This is a genomic window from Cupriavidus oxalaticus (assembly GCF_004768545.1).
Taxonomy (GTDB): Bacteria; Pseudomonadota; Gammaproteobacteria; order Burkholderiales; family Burkholderiaceae; genus Cupriavidus; species Cupriavidus oxalaticus_A.
This window is the reverse complement of sequence record NZ_CP038635.1, coordinates 2,783,501-2,799,879: the sequence shown is the minus strand read 5'-3', so window position 1 is coordinate 2,799,879 and position 16,379 is coordinate 2,783,501. Positions and strand designations below refer to the sequence as shown.

Sequence of the window (16,379 nt, the reverse complement as noted above, 5' to 3'; positions counted from 1 at the left end):
ACGGATGCGGCGTTGTCTCAACGGAACGCGGGCGGAATGGTTGTACAATGCGGCGCACTCCGAGCCAGTGTGTCTACCTCCCAACCTCTATGAGCATCAAATCCGACAAATGGATCCGCCGCATGGCGGAGCAGCACGGCATGATCGAGCCGTTCGAGCCAGGCCAGGTCCGGGAGGCCGACGGGCGCAAGATCGTGTCGTACGGTACCTCGAGCTACGGCTACGACATCCGCTGCGCCGATGAATTCAAGATATTCACCAATATCAACAGCACCATCGTCGACCCGAAGAACTTCGACGAGAAGTCCTTCGTGGACTTCAAGGGAGATGTCTGCATCATTCCGCCGAATTCCTTCGCGCTGGCGCGGACGATGGAATATTTCCGCATCCCGCGCAGCGTGCTGACCATCTGCCTGGGCAAGAGCACCTACGCGCGCTGCGGCATTATCGTCAATGTGACCCCGTTCGAGCCGGAATGGGAAGGCTATGTGACGCTGGAGTTCTCCAACACCACGCCGCTGCCCGCCAAGATCTACGCCGGCGAAGGCTGCGCCCAGGTGCTGTTCTTCGAGAGCGACGAAGTCTGCGAAACCTCGTACGCCGACCGGGGCGGCAAGTACCAGGGCCAGCATGGTGTCACACTGCCGAAGACCTGATCGCATTACAATGCCGGCGTTTGCCGGAACGGCCGCTCCGCGATAGCCGCGCGGGGTGCCAAGACCTGACGTGAGAGCCACATGTCGCCGTCGCAGGGGAACCCCTGCCGGCCATGTGGCTCAAGTCCTTTATGTCCTGCTTTCCATCAAGGATGCCCGATGAAATTCCGCTTCCCCGTCATCATCATTGACGAAGACTTCCGCTCCGAGAACATCTCCGGCTCGGGCATCCGCGCGCTGGCCGAGGCGATCGAGAAAGAGGGCATGGAGGTCATGGGGCTGACCAGCTACGGCGACCTGACGTCGTTCGCGCAGCAGTCCAGCCGCGCCTCGACCTTTATCGTGTCGATCGACGACGATGAGTTCGTGAGCAGCGACGATCAGCCGGAAGCTGCCGCGATCGAAAAGCTGCGCGCCTTCGTTGCCGAAGTGCGCCGCCGCAACTCGGACCTGCCGATCTTCCTGTACGGCGAAACCCGCACCTCGCGCCATATCCCCAACGATATCCTGCGCGAGCTGCACGGCTTCATCCACATGTTCGAGGACACCCCCGAGTTCGTGGCGCGCCACATCATCCGCGAAGCCAAGGTGTACCTCGATACGCTGGCGCCGCCGTTCTTCAAGGCGCTGATCGACTACGCGCAGGACAGCTCGTATTCGTGGCACTGCCCCGGCCACTCGGGCGGCGTGGCGTTCCTGAAAAGCCCGGTGGGCCAGGTGTTCCACCAGTTCTTCGGCGAGAACATGCTGCGCGCCGACGTCTGCAATGCGGTGGACGAACTCGGCCAGCTGCTCGACCACACCGGTCCGGTGGCCGCGTCCGAGCGCAATGCCGCGCGTATCTTCAACTCGGACCACATGTTCTTCGTCACCAACGGCACCTCGACGTCGAACAAGATGGTGTGGCACGCCAACGTGGCGCCGGGCGACATCGTGGTGGTGGACCGCAACTGCCACAAGTCGATCCTGCACGCGATCATGATGACGGGCGCGATCCCCGTGTTCCTGATGCCGACGCGCAACCACTACGGCATTATCGGCCCGATCCCGAAAAGCGAGTTCGATCCGGAAACGATCCGGCGCAAGATCGCCGCGCACCCCTTCGCCAGCAAGGCCAAGAACCAGAAGCCGCGCATCCTGACGATCACGCAGGGCACCTACGACGGCGTGCTGTACAACGCCGAGCAGATCAAGGAAATGCTGGCGGCCGAGATCGACACGCTGCATTTCGACGAAGCCTGGCTGCCGCACGCGGCGTTCCACGACTTCTATCACAACATGCACGCGATCGGTCGCGATCGCCCGCGCAGCAAGGACGCCCTGGTGTTCGCCACGCAGTCCACGCACAAGCTGCTGGCGGGCCTGTCGCAGGCTTCGCAGATCCTCGTGCAAGACTCCGAGACGCGCAAGCTGGACCGCTACCGCTTCAACGAGGCGTACCTGATGCACACCTCGACCAGCCCGCAGTACTCGATCATCGCCTCGTGCGACGTGGCGGCGGCGATGATGGAAGCACCGGGCGGCACCGCGCTGGTGGAAGAGAGCATCCAGGAGGCGATGGACTTCCGCCGCGCCATGCGCAAGGTCGAGGGCGACTACGATGCCGGCAACAACGGCGACTGGTGGTTCAAGGTGTGGGGCCCGGAGGCCCTGATCGAAGACGGCATCGGCGACCGCGAAGAGTGGATGCTCAAGGCCAACGAGCGCTGGCACGGCTTCGGCGACCTGGCCGATGGCTTCAACCTGCTCGACCCGATCAAGGCCACCATCATCACCCCGGGCCTGGACGTTGATGGCGAGTTCAGCGAGCGCGGCATCCCGGCGGCCATCGTCACCAAGTACCTGGCCGAGCACGGCATCATCATCGAGAAGACGGGCCTGTACTCGTTCTTCATCATGTTCACCATCGGCATCACCAAGGGCCGCTGGAACTCGCTGGTGACCGAGCTGCAGCAGTTCAAGGACGACTACGACCAGAACCAGCCGCTGTGGCGCGTGCTGCCGGAGTTCGTCGGCAAGTATCCGCAGTACGAGCGCATGGGCCTGCGTGACCTGTGCGATGCGATCCACAGCGTGTACAAGGCCAACGACGTGGCGCGCGTGACCACCGAGATGTACCTGTCGGACATGGAACCGGCGATGAAGCCGTCGGATGCGTGGGCCATGATGGCGCACCGCGAGATCGAGCGCGTGCCGGTCGATGACCTCGAAGGCCGCGTCACCGCGATCCTGCTGACGCCGTACCCGCCGGGCATCCCGCTGCTGATCCCGGGCGAGCGCTTCAACCGCACCATCGTGCAGTACCTGAAGTTCGCACGCGAGTTCAACAAGCTGTTCCCGGGGTTCGAAACCGATATCCACGGTCTGGTGGAGGACGAGGTGGACGGCAAGAAGGCTTACTTCGTCGACTGCGTGAAGCAGGTGGCCTGAAGCAAGCGAGTCCGGCACAGGAATGAGCCCCGCGCATGCGGGGCGTTTTCTTTCTAGCTGAACGGATTCAGCAACTCCACCCCCGTCCCGCTGAAATCCCCCACATTCCGCGTGACGATCGTCAGGTCATGGATCAGCGCCGTCGCGGCAATGAACTTGTCCAGCGCATGCTCCGGGCGCGGCACCGCGTAGCCGCCCCCATATCTGGGCGACATCGGCATCGACCGGCAACACATGCCGGCCGAAATCCTGCAGCACGGCCGTCAGCCATTGCTCCAGCGCCTCGGCCTGCGCCGTGTCGCCGCGATGGCGGATCAGCGCAATGCCGCGCCGCAACTCCCCCACGGTCAGCGCGGACAGGTAGAGCGTCGAACCATCGCGCGCCGCCTGCCGGAAGAACGCAAGGCAATGGTGTCCATGGGCACGGCTCCCTTGCAGGTGGGTGGAGGTGAGAGCAGTCTGCGCCGTGCCGGCATGCTGGTCGATAAGCCGATTCGCAATGCGCGAAAGAAAAAAGCCCCGCAGCGCTTGCGGGGCTTTTGGGCCTTGCGGATCCGAACGATGCCGGCTCTAGTTCTTCTTTTTCTCGAACTCGAACTGGGGCGCCGACGGCTCGCTCTCCGTAGCTGGCTGGGCCGGCAACTCCAGACCCTCGCCGCCGCCCGATTGCCCGGCCGGCGCCGGCACCGACAGGCTCGGCGCCGCGGGTTTGGGGCTGGCGCTATCCAGGTCGATGGAAAGGTCACGCGTCACGCTGCGGTCCTGGGCCTCGTGGCCGCCGGTGGTGACCAGGCCCGGGAAGACGATGATCAACGCCACCATGATCAACTGGATGACCACGAACGGCACCGCGCCCCAGTAGATATCGGCGGTCTTTACCTCGCGCGGCGCCACCGACCGCAGGTAGAAGAGCGAAAAGCCGAACGGCGGGTGCATGAACGAAGTCTGCATGTTCACCGCCAGCAGCACGCCGAACCAGATCAGGTCGATGCCAAGCTTGTCCGCCACAGGGCCAACCAGGGGCACGAGGATAAAAGCCAGTTCGAAGAAGTCGAGGAAGAACGCCAGCAGGAAGAACAGTACGTTCACCGCCACCAGGAAGCCGGCCTGGCCGCCGGGCAAGGCGGTCAGCAGGTGCTCCACCCAGACATGGCCGTCCACGCCGTAGAAGGTCAGCGAGAACACCCGCGCACCGATCAGGATAAAGATCACGAAGGCCGACAGTTTCAGCGTCGCCTCCATTGCCTGTCGTGTCAGCCCGAGGTCCAGGCGGCGCTTGAGCAGGGCGAGGATCAGCGCACCCAGTGCGCCCATGCCGCCGCCTTCGGTCGGCGTAGCGACGCCGATGAAGATCGTGCCGAGCACCAGGAAGATCAGCGCCAGCGGCGGAATCAGCACGAAGGTGACCTTTTCCGCCATCTGTGACAGCAGGTTCAGCTTGAGCGCCTTGTTGATGACCGCGAGCACGAAGGCGAACAGGATCGCAGCGCCCACCGAGATCACCAGGCGCTCGTCCAGCGGTGCCTCGGGCTTGTACAGCATGTCAACGGCCACGCCCACCGCGACGGACAGTGCGGTCAGCACCAGTACCGAAGCCGCGCCGCTCTTGCCGCTGGGCTCGCGGAAGGTGCGGGCCTCGATCGGCAGCGCGGGCACTGCGGCCGGCTTGATCAGCGAGATCAGCAGCACATAGCCCATGTACAGGCCGGTCAGCACCAGTCCCGGTACGAAGGCGCCCTTGTACATGTCGCCGACCGAGCGGCCCAGCTGGTCGGCCAGCACGATCAGCACCAGCGACGGCGGGATGATCTGCGCCAGCGTGCCCGACGCGGCGATCACGCCCGAGGCCAGCCGCTTGTCGTATTTGTACTTGAGCATCAGCGGCAGCGAGATCAGGCCCATCGAGATCACCGAAGCAGCCACCACGCCGGTGGTTGCCGCCAGCAGCGCACCGACGAAGATCACCGCATAGGCGAGACCGCCGCGGATCGGGCCGAACAGCTGGCCGATGGTGTCGAGCAGGTCCTCGGCCATGCCTGAGCGTTCCAGGATCAGGCCCATGAAGGTGAAGAACGGGATCGCCAGCAGCGTATCGTTCTCGATGATGCCGAACAGTCGGCTGGGCAGCGCCTGCAGCAGTTCGGGAGGCAGCATGCCCAGCTCGATGCCGATGAAGGCGAAGAGCAGGCCATTGGCGGCAAGCGCGAACGCGATCGGGAAGCCCGACAGCAGGAATACGACCAGGGAGGCGAACATGATCGGGGCCATGTTCGCAATCAGGAATTGCGTCATCGTGCGCGCCTCTTATTGTTTTTCAGACGGGCCGGTCTGGTTGGCTTGCGCGATTGCGGCGATCTCCAGCGCCGGATCGACCGCGTGCTTGCGGAAGGCGGAGAACGGCAGTTCGCCCTTGAGGTAGGCAAAGCGCTTGATCAGCTCGGACAGACCCTGCAGGATCAGCAGGAAAAAGCCCGCTACGATGAGGAACTTGGCGGGCCAGCGGATCAGCCCGCCGGCGTTGCCGGACATCTCATGCCCGGCATACGACAGCCAGAAGTAAGGGATCGACAGCCACAGGATGATCAGTGAGATCGGCAGCAGGAACAGCAGGAAGCCGAAAATGTCGATCCAGACCTGAGTGCGTTCGGAGAAGCGACCGGCGATGACGTCGATGCGCACATGCTCGTCGCCCATCAGCGTGTAAGGGGCACCCAGCAGGAACACCCCCGCGAACATGTACCACTGCAGTTCAAGCCATGCATTGGAGCTGACGCTGAAGGTGTAGCGAATGATGGCGTTGCCTGCACAGACCAGTACGGCAAGCAGGATCAGCCATTTCGCCCAATGCCCGAAGAATTCGTTCACGGCGTCGATAAGCCGCGAGATCCTCATAAGGAAAGACATGTGATCGTCCTAGGGATTTTTGGGATACAGGGGTGGCGCGATAGTCTACGGCGCTACCCGCCCTGCATCTTTAGGGTGAATCCCCAGTGAATCACATTTTTCGGTGTTTTTGCACCAATCTTGTGCAAAAACGGCCCGAATTCGCCCTTTATGGCATGTCGAACGTAGCCTGTCGTTCCCTGCTTTGCGCAATAAACAACAGAAGTCGGTGCGTTGGCACACACAAACAAAAAAACGGGAGTTGTGCTCCCGTTTCGGCTTGCCGGTGCCCCCTCCGAAGTGGTTAGCCTTTCAGTGCCGTACGTGCGTCGGCAATGGCAGCGCGCACCTGGTCCGGCGCGGTGCCGCCGACATGGTTGCGCGCGGCGACCGAGCCCTCGAGCGTCAGCACGGCATGCACATCGTCGCCGATCAGCGCGGCCTTGTCGCCCAGGCCCGACACGTCGCGCAGCTCGGCCACGGTCAGGTCGGCCAGGTCGCACTGGCGGCTGTCGCAGGCACGCACGGCGTGGGCCACGGCTTCGTGGGCGTCGCGGAAGGGCAGGCCCTTCTTGACCAGGTAGTCGGCCAGGTCGGTGGCGGTGGCGTAGCCCTGCAGCGCGGCGGCGCGCATCGCTTCCGGCTTGACGGTGATGCCCGGCACCATGTCGGCGAAGATGCGCAGCGTGTCCACCACGGTGTCGACCGTGTCGAACAGCGGCTCCTTGTCTTCCTGGTTGTCCTTGTTGTAAGCCAGCGGCTGGCCCTTCATCAGCGTCAGCAGGCCGATCAGGTGGCCATTGACGCGGCCGGTCTTGCCGCGCGCCAGCTCGGGCACGTCGGGGTTCTTCTTCTGCGGCATGATCGAGCTGCCGGTGCAGAAGCGGTCGGCGATGTCGATAAAGCCCACGCGCGGGCTCATCCACAGCACCAGTTCTTCCGAGAAGCGCGACACGTGCGTCATCACCAGCGCGGCGGCGGCGCAGAATTCGATGGCGAAGTCGCGGTCCGACACGGCGTCCAGCGAATTGCGGCAGACGCCGTCAAAGCCCAGCTGCTGCGCCACGAACTCGCGGTCGATCGGGTAGCTGGTGCCGGCCAGCGCGGCGGCGCCCAGCGGCAGGCGGTTGACGCGCTTGCGGCAGTCGGCCATGCGCTCGGCATCGCGGGTGAACATTTCCACGTAGGCCAGCAGGTGGTGGCCGAAGGTGACCGGCTGCGCCACCTGCAGGTGGGTGAAGCCCGGCAGGATGGTGTCGGCGTTCTTGTCTGCCAGGTCCAGCAGCGACACGCGCAGCGCGCCGAGCAGCGCGATGATGTTGTCGATCTCGCTGCGCAGCCACAGGCGGATGTCGGTCGCGACCTGGTCATTGCGCGAGCGGCCGGTGTGCAGGCGCTTGCCGGCATCGCCGACCAGCGCGGTCAGGCGCGCCTCGATATTCAGGTGGACGTCTTCCAGGTCCAGCTTCCATTCGAAGCTGCCGGCCTCGATCTCGCCCTTGATCTGGGCCATGCCGCGCTCGATCTCGGCGCGGTCGGCCTCGGCGATGATGCCCTGCTTGGCCAGCATGGCCGCGTGGGCCAGCGAACCCTGGATGTCGAACAGGGCCAGGCGCTTGTCGAAGAACACCGAGGCGGTGTAGCGCTTCACCAGGTCGGACATCGGTTCGGAGAAGCGGGCGGACCAGGCTTCGCCTTTCTTGGCAAGTTGGGAGGTGGACATGGACGTCGGCTGCATTTGGCTCGCGGCTGGCGGGCGCCGGGGCGCGAGGCAGTTGGAGAATTTGGGAAAAACGGGATTATATCGTCCGCCAGGGGCATGGCGGCGCCGGCCGGCCGCCGGTTACAGCGGGCTGTGGAGCACAGGCCCCTTGAACACCACCGGGCCGCTCGGCCCGTCGGCATTGGGCGAGCCGCCAGTCGGCTCGATGCTGACCGCCAGGGCCGGCACTGCGGCGGGGGGGGCTGCCATCGCCAGGCGGACCTGCGGCGCCCGGCCGATCACGCCGAGCGAGCGCGGCTTGCCGCCGGCGGGCAGGGCCCACAATTGCAGCACCTGTTGCTCGCTCAGCTTTACGTGATCCAGGCGCCTCACGATCAGGCTGCGCGCGCCCGCATCCCAGGACACCAGCATGGCGGGCTGGGCCTGGTCGTCGTTGAGCACGGCGATGACCGCGGCCGGCGGGGCCTCGCGCTGTTGCGCCACCTGCATGCCGATCCCGATCGACAGCACTGTCACCACGGCCATTGCCGCCGCGGCGCCGCGCCAGAACACCGGAGCCGACCACAGCCGCTGCCACCAGCCGGCCGCCGCGACTTCAGCGGGCCTGGCAGGCTTGAGGGCCTCAACGGGCGGCTTCCAGCCCAGCCGGGCTTCGATGCCGCACCAGACCTTGTCGACCGGTTCCGCTGTGGCCTGCAACTCGGACACGCCGGCCAGCCGGTCCTGCCAGCGCAGGATGGCGGCGTGCACCGCCGGCTCTTCACGCGCGAGGTGTTCCATGCGCCGGCGCGCGCCACCGCGCAGCACGCCAAGCGCGTACTGGGCGGCAAGGCGATCGAGCAGCTCGGGATGGGCGGCCAGTTTCATGTCGCCGCCTCCAGGCAGTGGCGCAGCCGCTCCAGGCCGCGGCGCACCCAGGACTTGACTGTGCCCAGCGGCACGCGCAGCCGTGCCGCCAGCTCGGCATGGCTCAGATCGTGCAGGTACGCGAGCACGATCGCCTGCCGCTGCGCCTGCTCCAGCCGTTGCAGGCAGCGGTTCAGCGCGCGCGCCTGCTGGCTGGCATCGGCCAGCTCGGCGGGGCCGGCGGCGTCATCGGCCAGCCACTCGCCCAGGTCTTCTTCCAGCTCGACGGTCTGCGCAACGCGCGCGGCGGCGGCGCGGCGCAGGCTGTCGAGCGCCCGGTTGCGCACGATCGCTGTCATCCAGGTCATCGGCGCGGCCAGATGCGGCCGATAGTCGCCGGCGTGGTGCCAGATGCTGACAAAGCTTTCCTGCACGACATCCTCCGCCCAATCGCGCCTGCCAGTGATACGCAGCGCGAGGCCAAACAGTTTCGTTGCGGTGAGGTCATAGAGGCCGCGCAGTGCCTGGCGGTCGCCCACGGCCACGGCCTGCAGCAGCGCCTCCAGCCGGTCGGGACCGGCGGGCGCGGCATAAGACGGCTGGGGGGAGGGCGGCACCGGGACGGGTCCTTGCAAGGGAGCTTTGCCGGATTATAGGTAGCGCCGCATCCAAACGCGCGGCGCGTGCGTAGAAGTGACAGGCGCAAGCCAGGCACCCCCGCCAACGGGGCGCCACGTTGTCATCCGTCACAGGAGAACACCATGGACCGCATGTCACAGAAACCCGCGCGCGAGGCCGGGACCATCGTCACGCTGCCGGATGCGCGCCGGCGGGGCTTGCTCAAGGCGCCCGGCCTGTTCGCGCTCGGCTCGCTGGCCGTCATCACGCTCGGCGAGTCGATGCCGGCGTGGGCGCAGACGCAGTCGGGCAGCACCAAGGACGACATCAATATCCTGAATACCGCTCTGGGGCTGGAGTACCAGGCGATTGCCGCCTACCAGGTCGGCGCCGAGAGCGGGCTGCTGCAGAAGCCGGTGCTCGCCACCGCGGTCAAGTTCCAGGACCACCACAAGGCCCATGCGCAGGTGCTGGCCGGGACGGTGTCGAAGCTGGGTGGCACGCCGGTGATGGCGAAGAAGGCGTCGGAATACAAGTTCCCGACCGAGAGCCTGAAGAACCAGGCCGATGTGCTGCGCTTTGCCGCGGGGCTGGAGAAGGGCGCGACCGCGGCCTACCTGGGCGTGCTGCCGAACTTCCACAACCGCGAGCTGACCAGGGCCGCTGGCAGCATCCTCGGGGACGAGGCAATGCACTGGGCGGTGCTGCTGCATGCGCTGGGTGAGGATCCGGTGCCGGGGGCGTTTGTCGGCTGAAGCGGGCAACGCTCGCCGATTGTTTGCTCCCCTCTCCCGCGAGCGGGAGAGGGGAGCAAACCGGCGGTCCCGCGATTGCCGTCAGCCAGTATTGCGCAACCCAGCCGCCACCCCATTGATCGTCAGGTGGATCCCCCGCCGTACGCGGATATCATCCCCGTCCTTGCCGGCCCGGTAGCGCTTGAGCAGTTCCACCTGCAAGTGGTTCAGCGGATCCAGGTAGGCAAACCGGTTCTTGATCGACCGCGCCAGCAGCGGGTTGTCCGCCAGCCGGTCCTGGTGCCCGGTGATCAGCGCCAGCATCTCGCTGGTCAGGTGCCATTCCTTGCTGATGCGGTTGAACACATTGCGGCGCAGCGCCGCGTCGTCGCACAGCTGCGCATAGCGCGAAGCCACCGCCAGGTCGGTCTTGGCCAGCACCATGTCCATGTTGGACAGCAGCGTGGAGAAGAACGGCCAGGTCTTGACCATGCGGCGCAGCGTGGTGACGGCGGACTTGCGTGCCTTGTCGTCCGGCGCGCGATCCAGCAGCGACTTCACCGCGCTGCCAAAGCCGTACCAGCCCGGCAGCAGCAGCCGGCACTGGCCCCATGAGAAGCCCCACGGGATCGCGCGCAGGTCTTCGATGCGGCGGTGCTTCTTGTCCATCAGCTTGCGCGAGGCCGGACGCGAGCCCAGGTTCAGGTCGGCGATCTCGGTGATCGGCGTGGTGGCGAAGAAGTAGTCCTTGAAGCCCGGGGTCTCGTAGACCAGGTCGCGGTAGGCCGTGAAGGCGCGGTCGGACAGCTGCTGCATCACCGCCTCGAACATGTCGAGGTCCCTGGGCGCGTTCTGCTGCGGCAGCAGCGATGCTTCCAGCGTGGCCGCGACCACCGTCTCCAGGTTGCGCCGGCCGATCTCGGCGTTGGCGAACTTGCTGTTGATGATCTCGCCCTGCTCGGTCAGGCGGATCTGGCCGTTGACCGTGCCCGGCGGCTGCGACAGGATGGCGTCGTAGGTCGGGCCGCCGCCGCGGCCGACGGTGCCGCCGCGGCCGTGGAACAGGCGCAGCTTGACCTTGCGCTCCTCGAACAGCTGCACCAGCGCCAGCTCGGCCTTGTACAGCTCCCAGTTGGAGGTCAGGAAGCCGCCGTCCTTGTTGGAGTCCGAGTAGCCGAGCATCACTTCCTGCTCGACGCCATGGTGCGCAATCACCGAATCGAAGCCGGGCAGGTCCAGCAGCGACTGCATGATGCCGGCGGCGTTGCGCAAGTCCTCGATGGTCTCGAACAGCGGGATCACCATCAGTTCCATGCGCGCCGGATCGGTCTTGCTGCCCAGCGTGCCTTGCAGCATGCCGGATTCCTTCTGCAGCAGCATGACCTCGACCAGGTCGGACAGCGTCTCGGTGTGCGAGATGATGTAGTTGCGCGCGATGCGCTTGCCGTAGCGCTTGCGCAGCTCGCGCGCGGCGGCAAAGATCGCCAGTTCCTTGCGGGTCTGCTCGGAGTACTCGTGCCAAGGCAGCGTCAGCAGGCGCGGCTGGCGCAGCTCGGCCAGCAGCAGCTCCAGCTTGCGCTGCTCGGGCAGCGCGGCGTAGTCGGGGGCGATGCCGGCGGCGGCGAACAGCTCGGCGATGACGGCTTCGTGCACGTCCGACACCTGGCGCATGTCGACTGACGCCAGGTGGAAGCCGAACACGCCGATGGCACGCGCCAGCGCGTCGATGCGCGCACCTGCGAGCGCCTGGCCGTGGTTCTCGCGCAGCGAGTCGATCACCACCTGCACGTCGGCGGCGAAGGCTTCGGCGCTGTCATAGGGCTCGGCCGGCGCCACCGGGCGGCGCGGCGCGGCGTGGCCGGTCAGCGTCTTGCAGGTGGCGGCCAGGCGCGCGTAGATGCCGATCAGCGCGCGGCGATACGGTTCATCGGCGCGATGCTCGGAAATATCGGGCGAGCGCTCGGCCAGCGCCAGCAGTTCGGGGCTGGCATCGACCATCAGTGTCGACATCGACAGCTCGGCGCCCAGCGCATGGACTTCATCCAGGTACCAGTCCAGGATCATCTGGGCCTGCTGGCTGGAGGCGTGTTCCAGGGTCTCGGCGGTCACGTTGGGATTGCCGTCGCGGTCGCCACCGATCCACGAGCCCATCTGCAGGAACGGCGCCAGCGGCGTGGGCTGCGTGCCCGGGGTGCCCTTGCGCTTGCGCGTGGTCGGGAACACTGCGGCGATGTCTTCTTCCAGCTCCGTCATCAGCTGCGGGATACCGCGCAGGAAGCAGGTGCGGTAGTAAGACAGCGCGTTGTCAATCTCGTCGCCCACCGTCAGGCGCGCGTCGCGCAGCATGCGGGTCTGCCACAGCGTGGTGACCTTGGCGCGCAGCTGGGCGGTGTTGTGCTCGCGCTCGCGCGCGGTCGTCGGCAGGTCGCGCTCGGCCAGCAGGCGGGCGATCTCGCGCTCGGCGTCCAGGATGCTCTTGCGCTGGACTTCGGTCGGGTGCGCGGTCAGCACCGGCACGATCAGCGCCTCGTCCAGGAACTTGCGCAGCTGCTTGCCGGTGACGCCGGCGGCGTCGATCTTTTCCAGCGCGTGCTGCAGGCTGCCGGCCTGCGGCGGCGAGCCGGCCAGCGCATGCACGCGGCGGCGACGGTTGTGGTGCTGGTCCTCGGCGATGTTGGCCAGGTGCGAGAAATAGCTGAACGCGCGCACCACCTGGTTGGTCTGGTCGCGCGACAGGCGCTTGAGCAGGCGGTCCAGCTCGGCGCCGGCGGCACGGTCGTTCTCGCGGCGGAAGCGCACCGCGGTCTGGCGGATGGTTTCGACCACCTCGAAGGCGGCGTCGCCTTCCTGCTCGCGCAGGCATTCGCCCAGCAGGCGGCCCAGGAAGCGGATGTCCTCGCGCAGCGGCAGGTCTTTGTCAGGGGTGCGGCGGCCGACGGCGGCCGCGATGGTGGTTCCGTTGCTCGACACGATGGAAAGCTGGGGTTTGGAGACGCGCTTCGCGGTGCGTGAGGTGGCGCCGCTGCTGCCTTCGGTGCCGCTGCGGCGGCGGGCCGTGCGGGTCGGTTTGGTGGCGGATGCGCCGTTTGCTTCACCCAAGCCAGCGGCCGGATCCTTCGCGGCCGAAGCGCCGGCGGATGTGCCCGAAGCGCCCGAAGCGGCGGTCTTGCGGCCAGTGGGGCGCGCAGCGTGCTGCGTCATGCAATCTCCTCGTCTGCTTATCTATATTGGTGCGGAGCGGCTATTGGGTCGCGTGCTAACATTCACGGATGCAAGCATCCGCCATCCCGTCTTCCTCTACCGCTGTCGTGTCTAGCAACCTTCCGCAAAAGCTCGTCATTGCCTCCCGCGAGAGCCGTCTGGCCATGTGGCAGGCTGAACATGTGCGTGCTGCATTGCAACAATACTATCCCGCGTGTGACGTGTCCATTCTTGGCATGACCACGCGCGGAGACCAGATTCTAGACCGTACGCTGTCGAAAGTCGGCGGCAAGGGTCTGTTTGTCAAAGAACTGGAGTTCGCGATGGACGAAGGCCGCGCGGACCTGGCGGTGCATTCGCTCAAGGATGTGCCGATGGAACTGCCTCCCGGCTTCGCGCTGACCGCGGTGATGGAGCGCGAGGACCCGCGCGACGCACTGGTTTCGAACAGCTTTGCCTCGCTCGACGAGATGCCGCCCGGCACCGTGGTCGGCACCTCCAGCCTGCGCCGCGAGGCCTTGCTGCGCACCCGCTATCCGCACCTGGTGGTCAAGCCGCTGCGCGGCAACCTCGACACGCGGCTCGGCAAGCTTGACCGGGGCGAATATGGCGCCATCATTCTGGCCGCCGCGGGGCTCAAGCGCCTGGGCCTGAATGACCGCATCCGCGCGGTGATCCCCGTTGAGTCGTCGCTGCCCGCGGCCGGGCAGGGTGCGCTTGGCATCGAGATCCCGTCCAATCGCCCCGAGCTCGCCGCCTGGCTGGCTCCGCTCAACCACCAGCCGACGCTGCTGGCCGTGGCCGCTGAGCGCGCCGTGGCGCGCATGCTGAACGGTTCGTGCCAGGTACCGCTGGCGGCCCACGCATACTGGGACGGCGACCAGCTCAGGCTCGACGCCTTTGTCGGCATGCCCGACGGCACGCGCGGCCTGCGCGCCGCCGTTGCCGGCCCGGCCACCGACCTGCGCGCCGCGGAAGCCCTTGGCCAGGCCTGCGCGCGCGACCTGCTGGCGCAGGGCGCCGAAGCGATCCTCGCCGCGCTCGCCGATCCCGCCGCCGCCTCGCCCGGCACGCCCGGCACGCAACCTCCCGCCTGAGGCTGACCGATGCCCCGCCCGACCGTCGTTGTCACACGACCCGCCGGGCAGTCCCGGCAACTGACCGAGGCGCTGCAGGCCGCGGGTCTGGACGTGCTCAGCTTTCCGCTGCTGGCGATCGGCCCGGCCGCCGACGACGCGCCGCTGCGCGCGGCCCTGGCGCGGCTCGATCAGTTTGCGCTGGTGGTCTTTGTCAGTCCCAACGCCATTGCCCATGCGCTGGATGCGCTGGCCGGCGTGCAGGGTGCCGCCACGGCGCAATGGCCGGCGCAGGTGCCGGCCGCCGTGGTTGGTCCGGCCAGCGTGGCCGCATTGGCCGAGCGTGGCATCGCGCCGCCCACCTGCCGGGTGATCGCGCCGGCCGGCGCCGCAGGGAACGGGCAGGGCGCCGATGACGCCAGCGAAAGCAGCCATCACAACCACGACCCGAACCACGACGCCGAAGGCCCGCGCTTCGATTCCGAGGCGCTGTGGGCCCAGCTCGATCCCGCCACGCTCGCCGGCAAGCCCGTCCTGATCGTCCGCGGCAACGGCGGCCGCGACTGGCTCGGCGACCGCCTGCGCGAAGCCGGTGCCCAGGTCGAGGCCGTCGAGGCCTACCGGCGCATGCTGCCGGAGCCCGGCGCGATGCAATGGCAGGCCGTGCGCGACAGCGTGCAGGCCGGCGCGCCGCCCCATGTATGGCTGCTGACCAGCTCAGAGGCCGTGCGTAACCTCGACACGCTCGCGCGTCAACACCTTTCGCCGCAGGAAAATGCCGGCCTGCGGCAGGTGCAGTGCATCGCGCCGCATGCGAGAATCGCCGAACAAGCGCTGGCACTGGGCTTCAGCCATATCCTGCGTGCCGCGCCGGGCGATGCCGGCCTGCTCGCGGCGTGCCTGCAATGGGCCGATGCCCACGCCGGTCCGGTGCCGGTGGCGGCTGCGCCGGAAGCTGCCGGTGTATCGGGTGCATCCGGCCGCGCTGGCGCGATAACAGACACCAGCCCGGTGCGCGCCGGGGCACCGGCGCCAGCGCCGGCTGTCGCAGTCCCCGCAACGTCAACGAAGGTCGAACGCGTGACGCAAGAAACCACGTCCTCCTCCGCTACACCGCCGCCCGCTGCGGCCTCGGCGGCCTCCGCGCCCGCTCCGGGCCCCGGCGCCCCCGCTTCCTCCGCCGGCCAGCACGCTGCCGCGCGCAAGCCCGCGGCGCTGTGGGCCCTGGTGGCCGTGCTGGTGGTTGCCACCGCCGGCGGCTTCTGGTGGCTGCAGCAGCGCGTGGACCACCTGACCGGCGAACTGGCGCGGCGCCAGCAAAGCAACGACGCGCTGGTGCAGGAGTCGCGCGTGCTGACGCGCAATGCGCAAGACACCGTCAAGGAGCTGCAGGCCAAGGTCGGCGCGCTCGAAAACCAGGTCGGCGAGACCCGCGACAAGCAGGTGGCGCTGGAGCAGGTCTACCAGGATCTGATGCGCAACCGCGACGACTGGGAAATCGCCGAGATCCAGCAACTGCTGACCAACGCCGGCCAGCAGTTGCAGCTGACCGGTAACGTGCAGGTTGCGCTGGCCGCGCTGCAAAGCGCCGACGCGCGCCTGGCGCGCACCGACAAGCCGCAGTACAACCTGCTGCGCCGAGCCATTGCCCGCGACATCGCGCGCATGAAGGCCGTGCCCGACACCGACCTGACCGGCGCCGCGATCAAGCTGGACGAAGCCATCAACCAGGTCGACGCGCTGCCGCTGCTGTCCAGCGAACGCATGCTCGAACGCACCGAGGCCGATGCCCGCAAGGAGGGCGCGGCCGGCAAGGGCGGCGCCAGCGCCCCGGCGGCGGCTGCCACCAACGGCTGGTTCTCCCGCCTGTGGACCTACCTGCGCGACGAAATGGCGCAGGTAGTCCGCATCCGCAAGGTCGACGATGCGGAAGCGCTGCTGCTGTCCGGCGACCAGGGCTGGTTCCTGCGCGAGAACGTCAAGCTGCGCCTGCTCAATGCGCGGCTGGCACTGCTGTCGCGCAACGAGCCGGTGTTCCGCAACGACCTCGCCGCCGCGCAGGCGATGATCGGCCGCTACTTCGACACCAAGTCGCGCCGCGTGCAGGGCGTGCTGACCCTGCTCAGGCAGGCACAGGCAGGCGCGGTGACGGTGCAGCTGCCGACCATGTCCGAGAGCCTGGGCGCGTTGAACGCCCTGAAGAAGGAGTAAG

The 16,379-nt window shown here is 67.1% G+C and carries 11 protein-coding genes and 1 pseudogene; 5 read left to right on the top strand and 7 right to left on the bottom strand.

The genetic code is table 11. The features are described 5' to 3' along the window. Window positions 1-89 precede the first annotated feature (89 nt). Window positions 90-656 (top strand): dCTP deaminase, encoded by a 567-nt coding sequence (gene dcd, locus E0W60_RS23775; RefSeq protein ID WP_029046089.1) that lies wholly within the window; start codon window positions 90-92, stop codon window positions 654-656. A gap of 159 nt (window positions 657-815) precedes the next feature. Beyond that, window positions 816-3,086, top strand: coding sequence for an arginine/lysine/ornithine decarboxylase (locus E0W60_RS23770; protein WP_135705784.1), 2,271 nt, complete (start codon window positions 816-818; stop codon window positions 3,084-3,086). A 53-nt stretch (window positions 3,087-3,139) separates the two neighbouring features. On the opposite strand, the pseudogene E0W60_RS23765 reads toward E0W60_RS23770, so the two are convergent. The 6 genes and pseudogenes from E0W60_RS23765 to E0W60_RS23740 form a co-directional block, all read right to left on the bottom strand. After that, a pseudogene (locus E0W60_RS23765) lies at window positions 3,140-3,524 on the bottom strand (type II toxin-antitoxin system VapC family toxin). A gap of 132 nt (window positions 3,525-3,656) precedes the next feature. Beyond that, on the bottom strand, window positions 3,657-5,378 hold the full coding sequence (locus E0W60_RS23760; RefSeq protein ID WP_135705782.1) for a TRAP transporter large permease: 1,722 nt from the start codon (window positions 5,376-5,378) through the stop codon (window positions 3,657-3,659). A gap of 12 nt (window positions 5,379-5,390) precedes the next feature. After that, window positions 5,391-5,990: a TRAP transporter small permease subunit gene (locus E0W60_RS23755; RefSeq protein ID WP_135705780.1), complete on the bottom strand. Its 600-nt coding sequence runs from the start codon at window positions 5,988-5,990 to the stop codon at window positions 5,391-5,393. Window positions 5,991-6,273: 283 nt separating this feature from the next. After that, window positions 6,274-7,692, bottom strand: a complete 1,419-nt coding sequence (argH, locus tag E0W60_RS23750) for an argininosuccinate lyase (protein ID WP_135705779.1) — start codon at window positions 7,690-7,692, stop codon at window positions 6,274-6,276. A 120-nt stretch (window positions 7,693-7,812) separates the two neighbouring features. Further along, window positions 7,813-8,559 (bottom strand): anti-sigma factor, encoded by a 747-nt coding sequence (locus E0W60_RS23745; RefSeq protein ID WP_135705777.1) that lies wholly within the window; start codon window positions 8,557-8,559, stop codon window positions 7,813-7,815. Next, window positions 8,556-9,155 (bottom strand): RNA polymerase sigma factor, encoded by a 600-nt coding sequence (locus E0W60_RS23740; RefSeq protein WP_135706304.1) that lies wholly within the window; start codon window positions 9,153-9,155, stop codon window positions 8,556-8,558. Before E0W60_RS23740 ends, E0W60_RS23745 begins: the two co-directional genes overlap by 4 nt. Before the next feature lie 144 nt (window positions 9,156-9,299). Here E0W60_RS23740 and E0W60_RS23735 point away from each other — a divergent pair, with 144 nt between their 5' ends. Further along, a complete protein-coding gene (locus E0W60_RS23735; RefSeq protein WP_205751635.1) occupies window positions 9,300-9,911 on the top strand; it encodes a ferritin-like domain-containing protein in 612 nt (203 codons plus the stop codon). Window positions 9,912-9,992: 81 nt separating this feature from the next. On the opposite strand, the gene ppc is transcribed toward E0W60_RS23735, so the two are convergent. Next, window positions 9,993-13,091: a phosphoenolpyruvate carboxylase gene (ppc, locus tag E0W60_RS23730; protein ID WP_135705775.1), complete on the bottom strand. Its 3,099-nt coding sequence runs from the start codon at window positions 13,089-13,091 to the stop codon at window positions 9,993-9,995. Window positions 13,092-13,159: 68 nt separating this feature from the next. On the opposite strand from ppc, the gene hemC reads away from it, so the two are divergent. Both hemC and hemDX read left to right on the top strand, forming a co-directional pair. Then, entirely contained in the window at window positions 13,160-14,188 is a 1,029-nt protein-coding gene (gene hemC, locus E0W60_RS23725; RefSeq protein ID WP_135705773.1) for a hydroxymethylbilane synthase, read from the top strand. A gap of 9 nt (window positions 14,189-14,197) precedes the next feature. Beyond that, window positions 14,198-16,378, top strand: a complete 2,181-nt coding sequence (gene hemDX / locus E0W60_RS23720) for a fused uroporphyrinogen-III synthase HemD/membrane protein HemX (protein WP_135705772.1) — start codon at window positions 14,198-14,200, stop codon at window positions 16,376-16,378. Window position 16,379 lies beyond the last annotated feature (1 nt).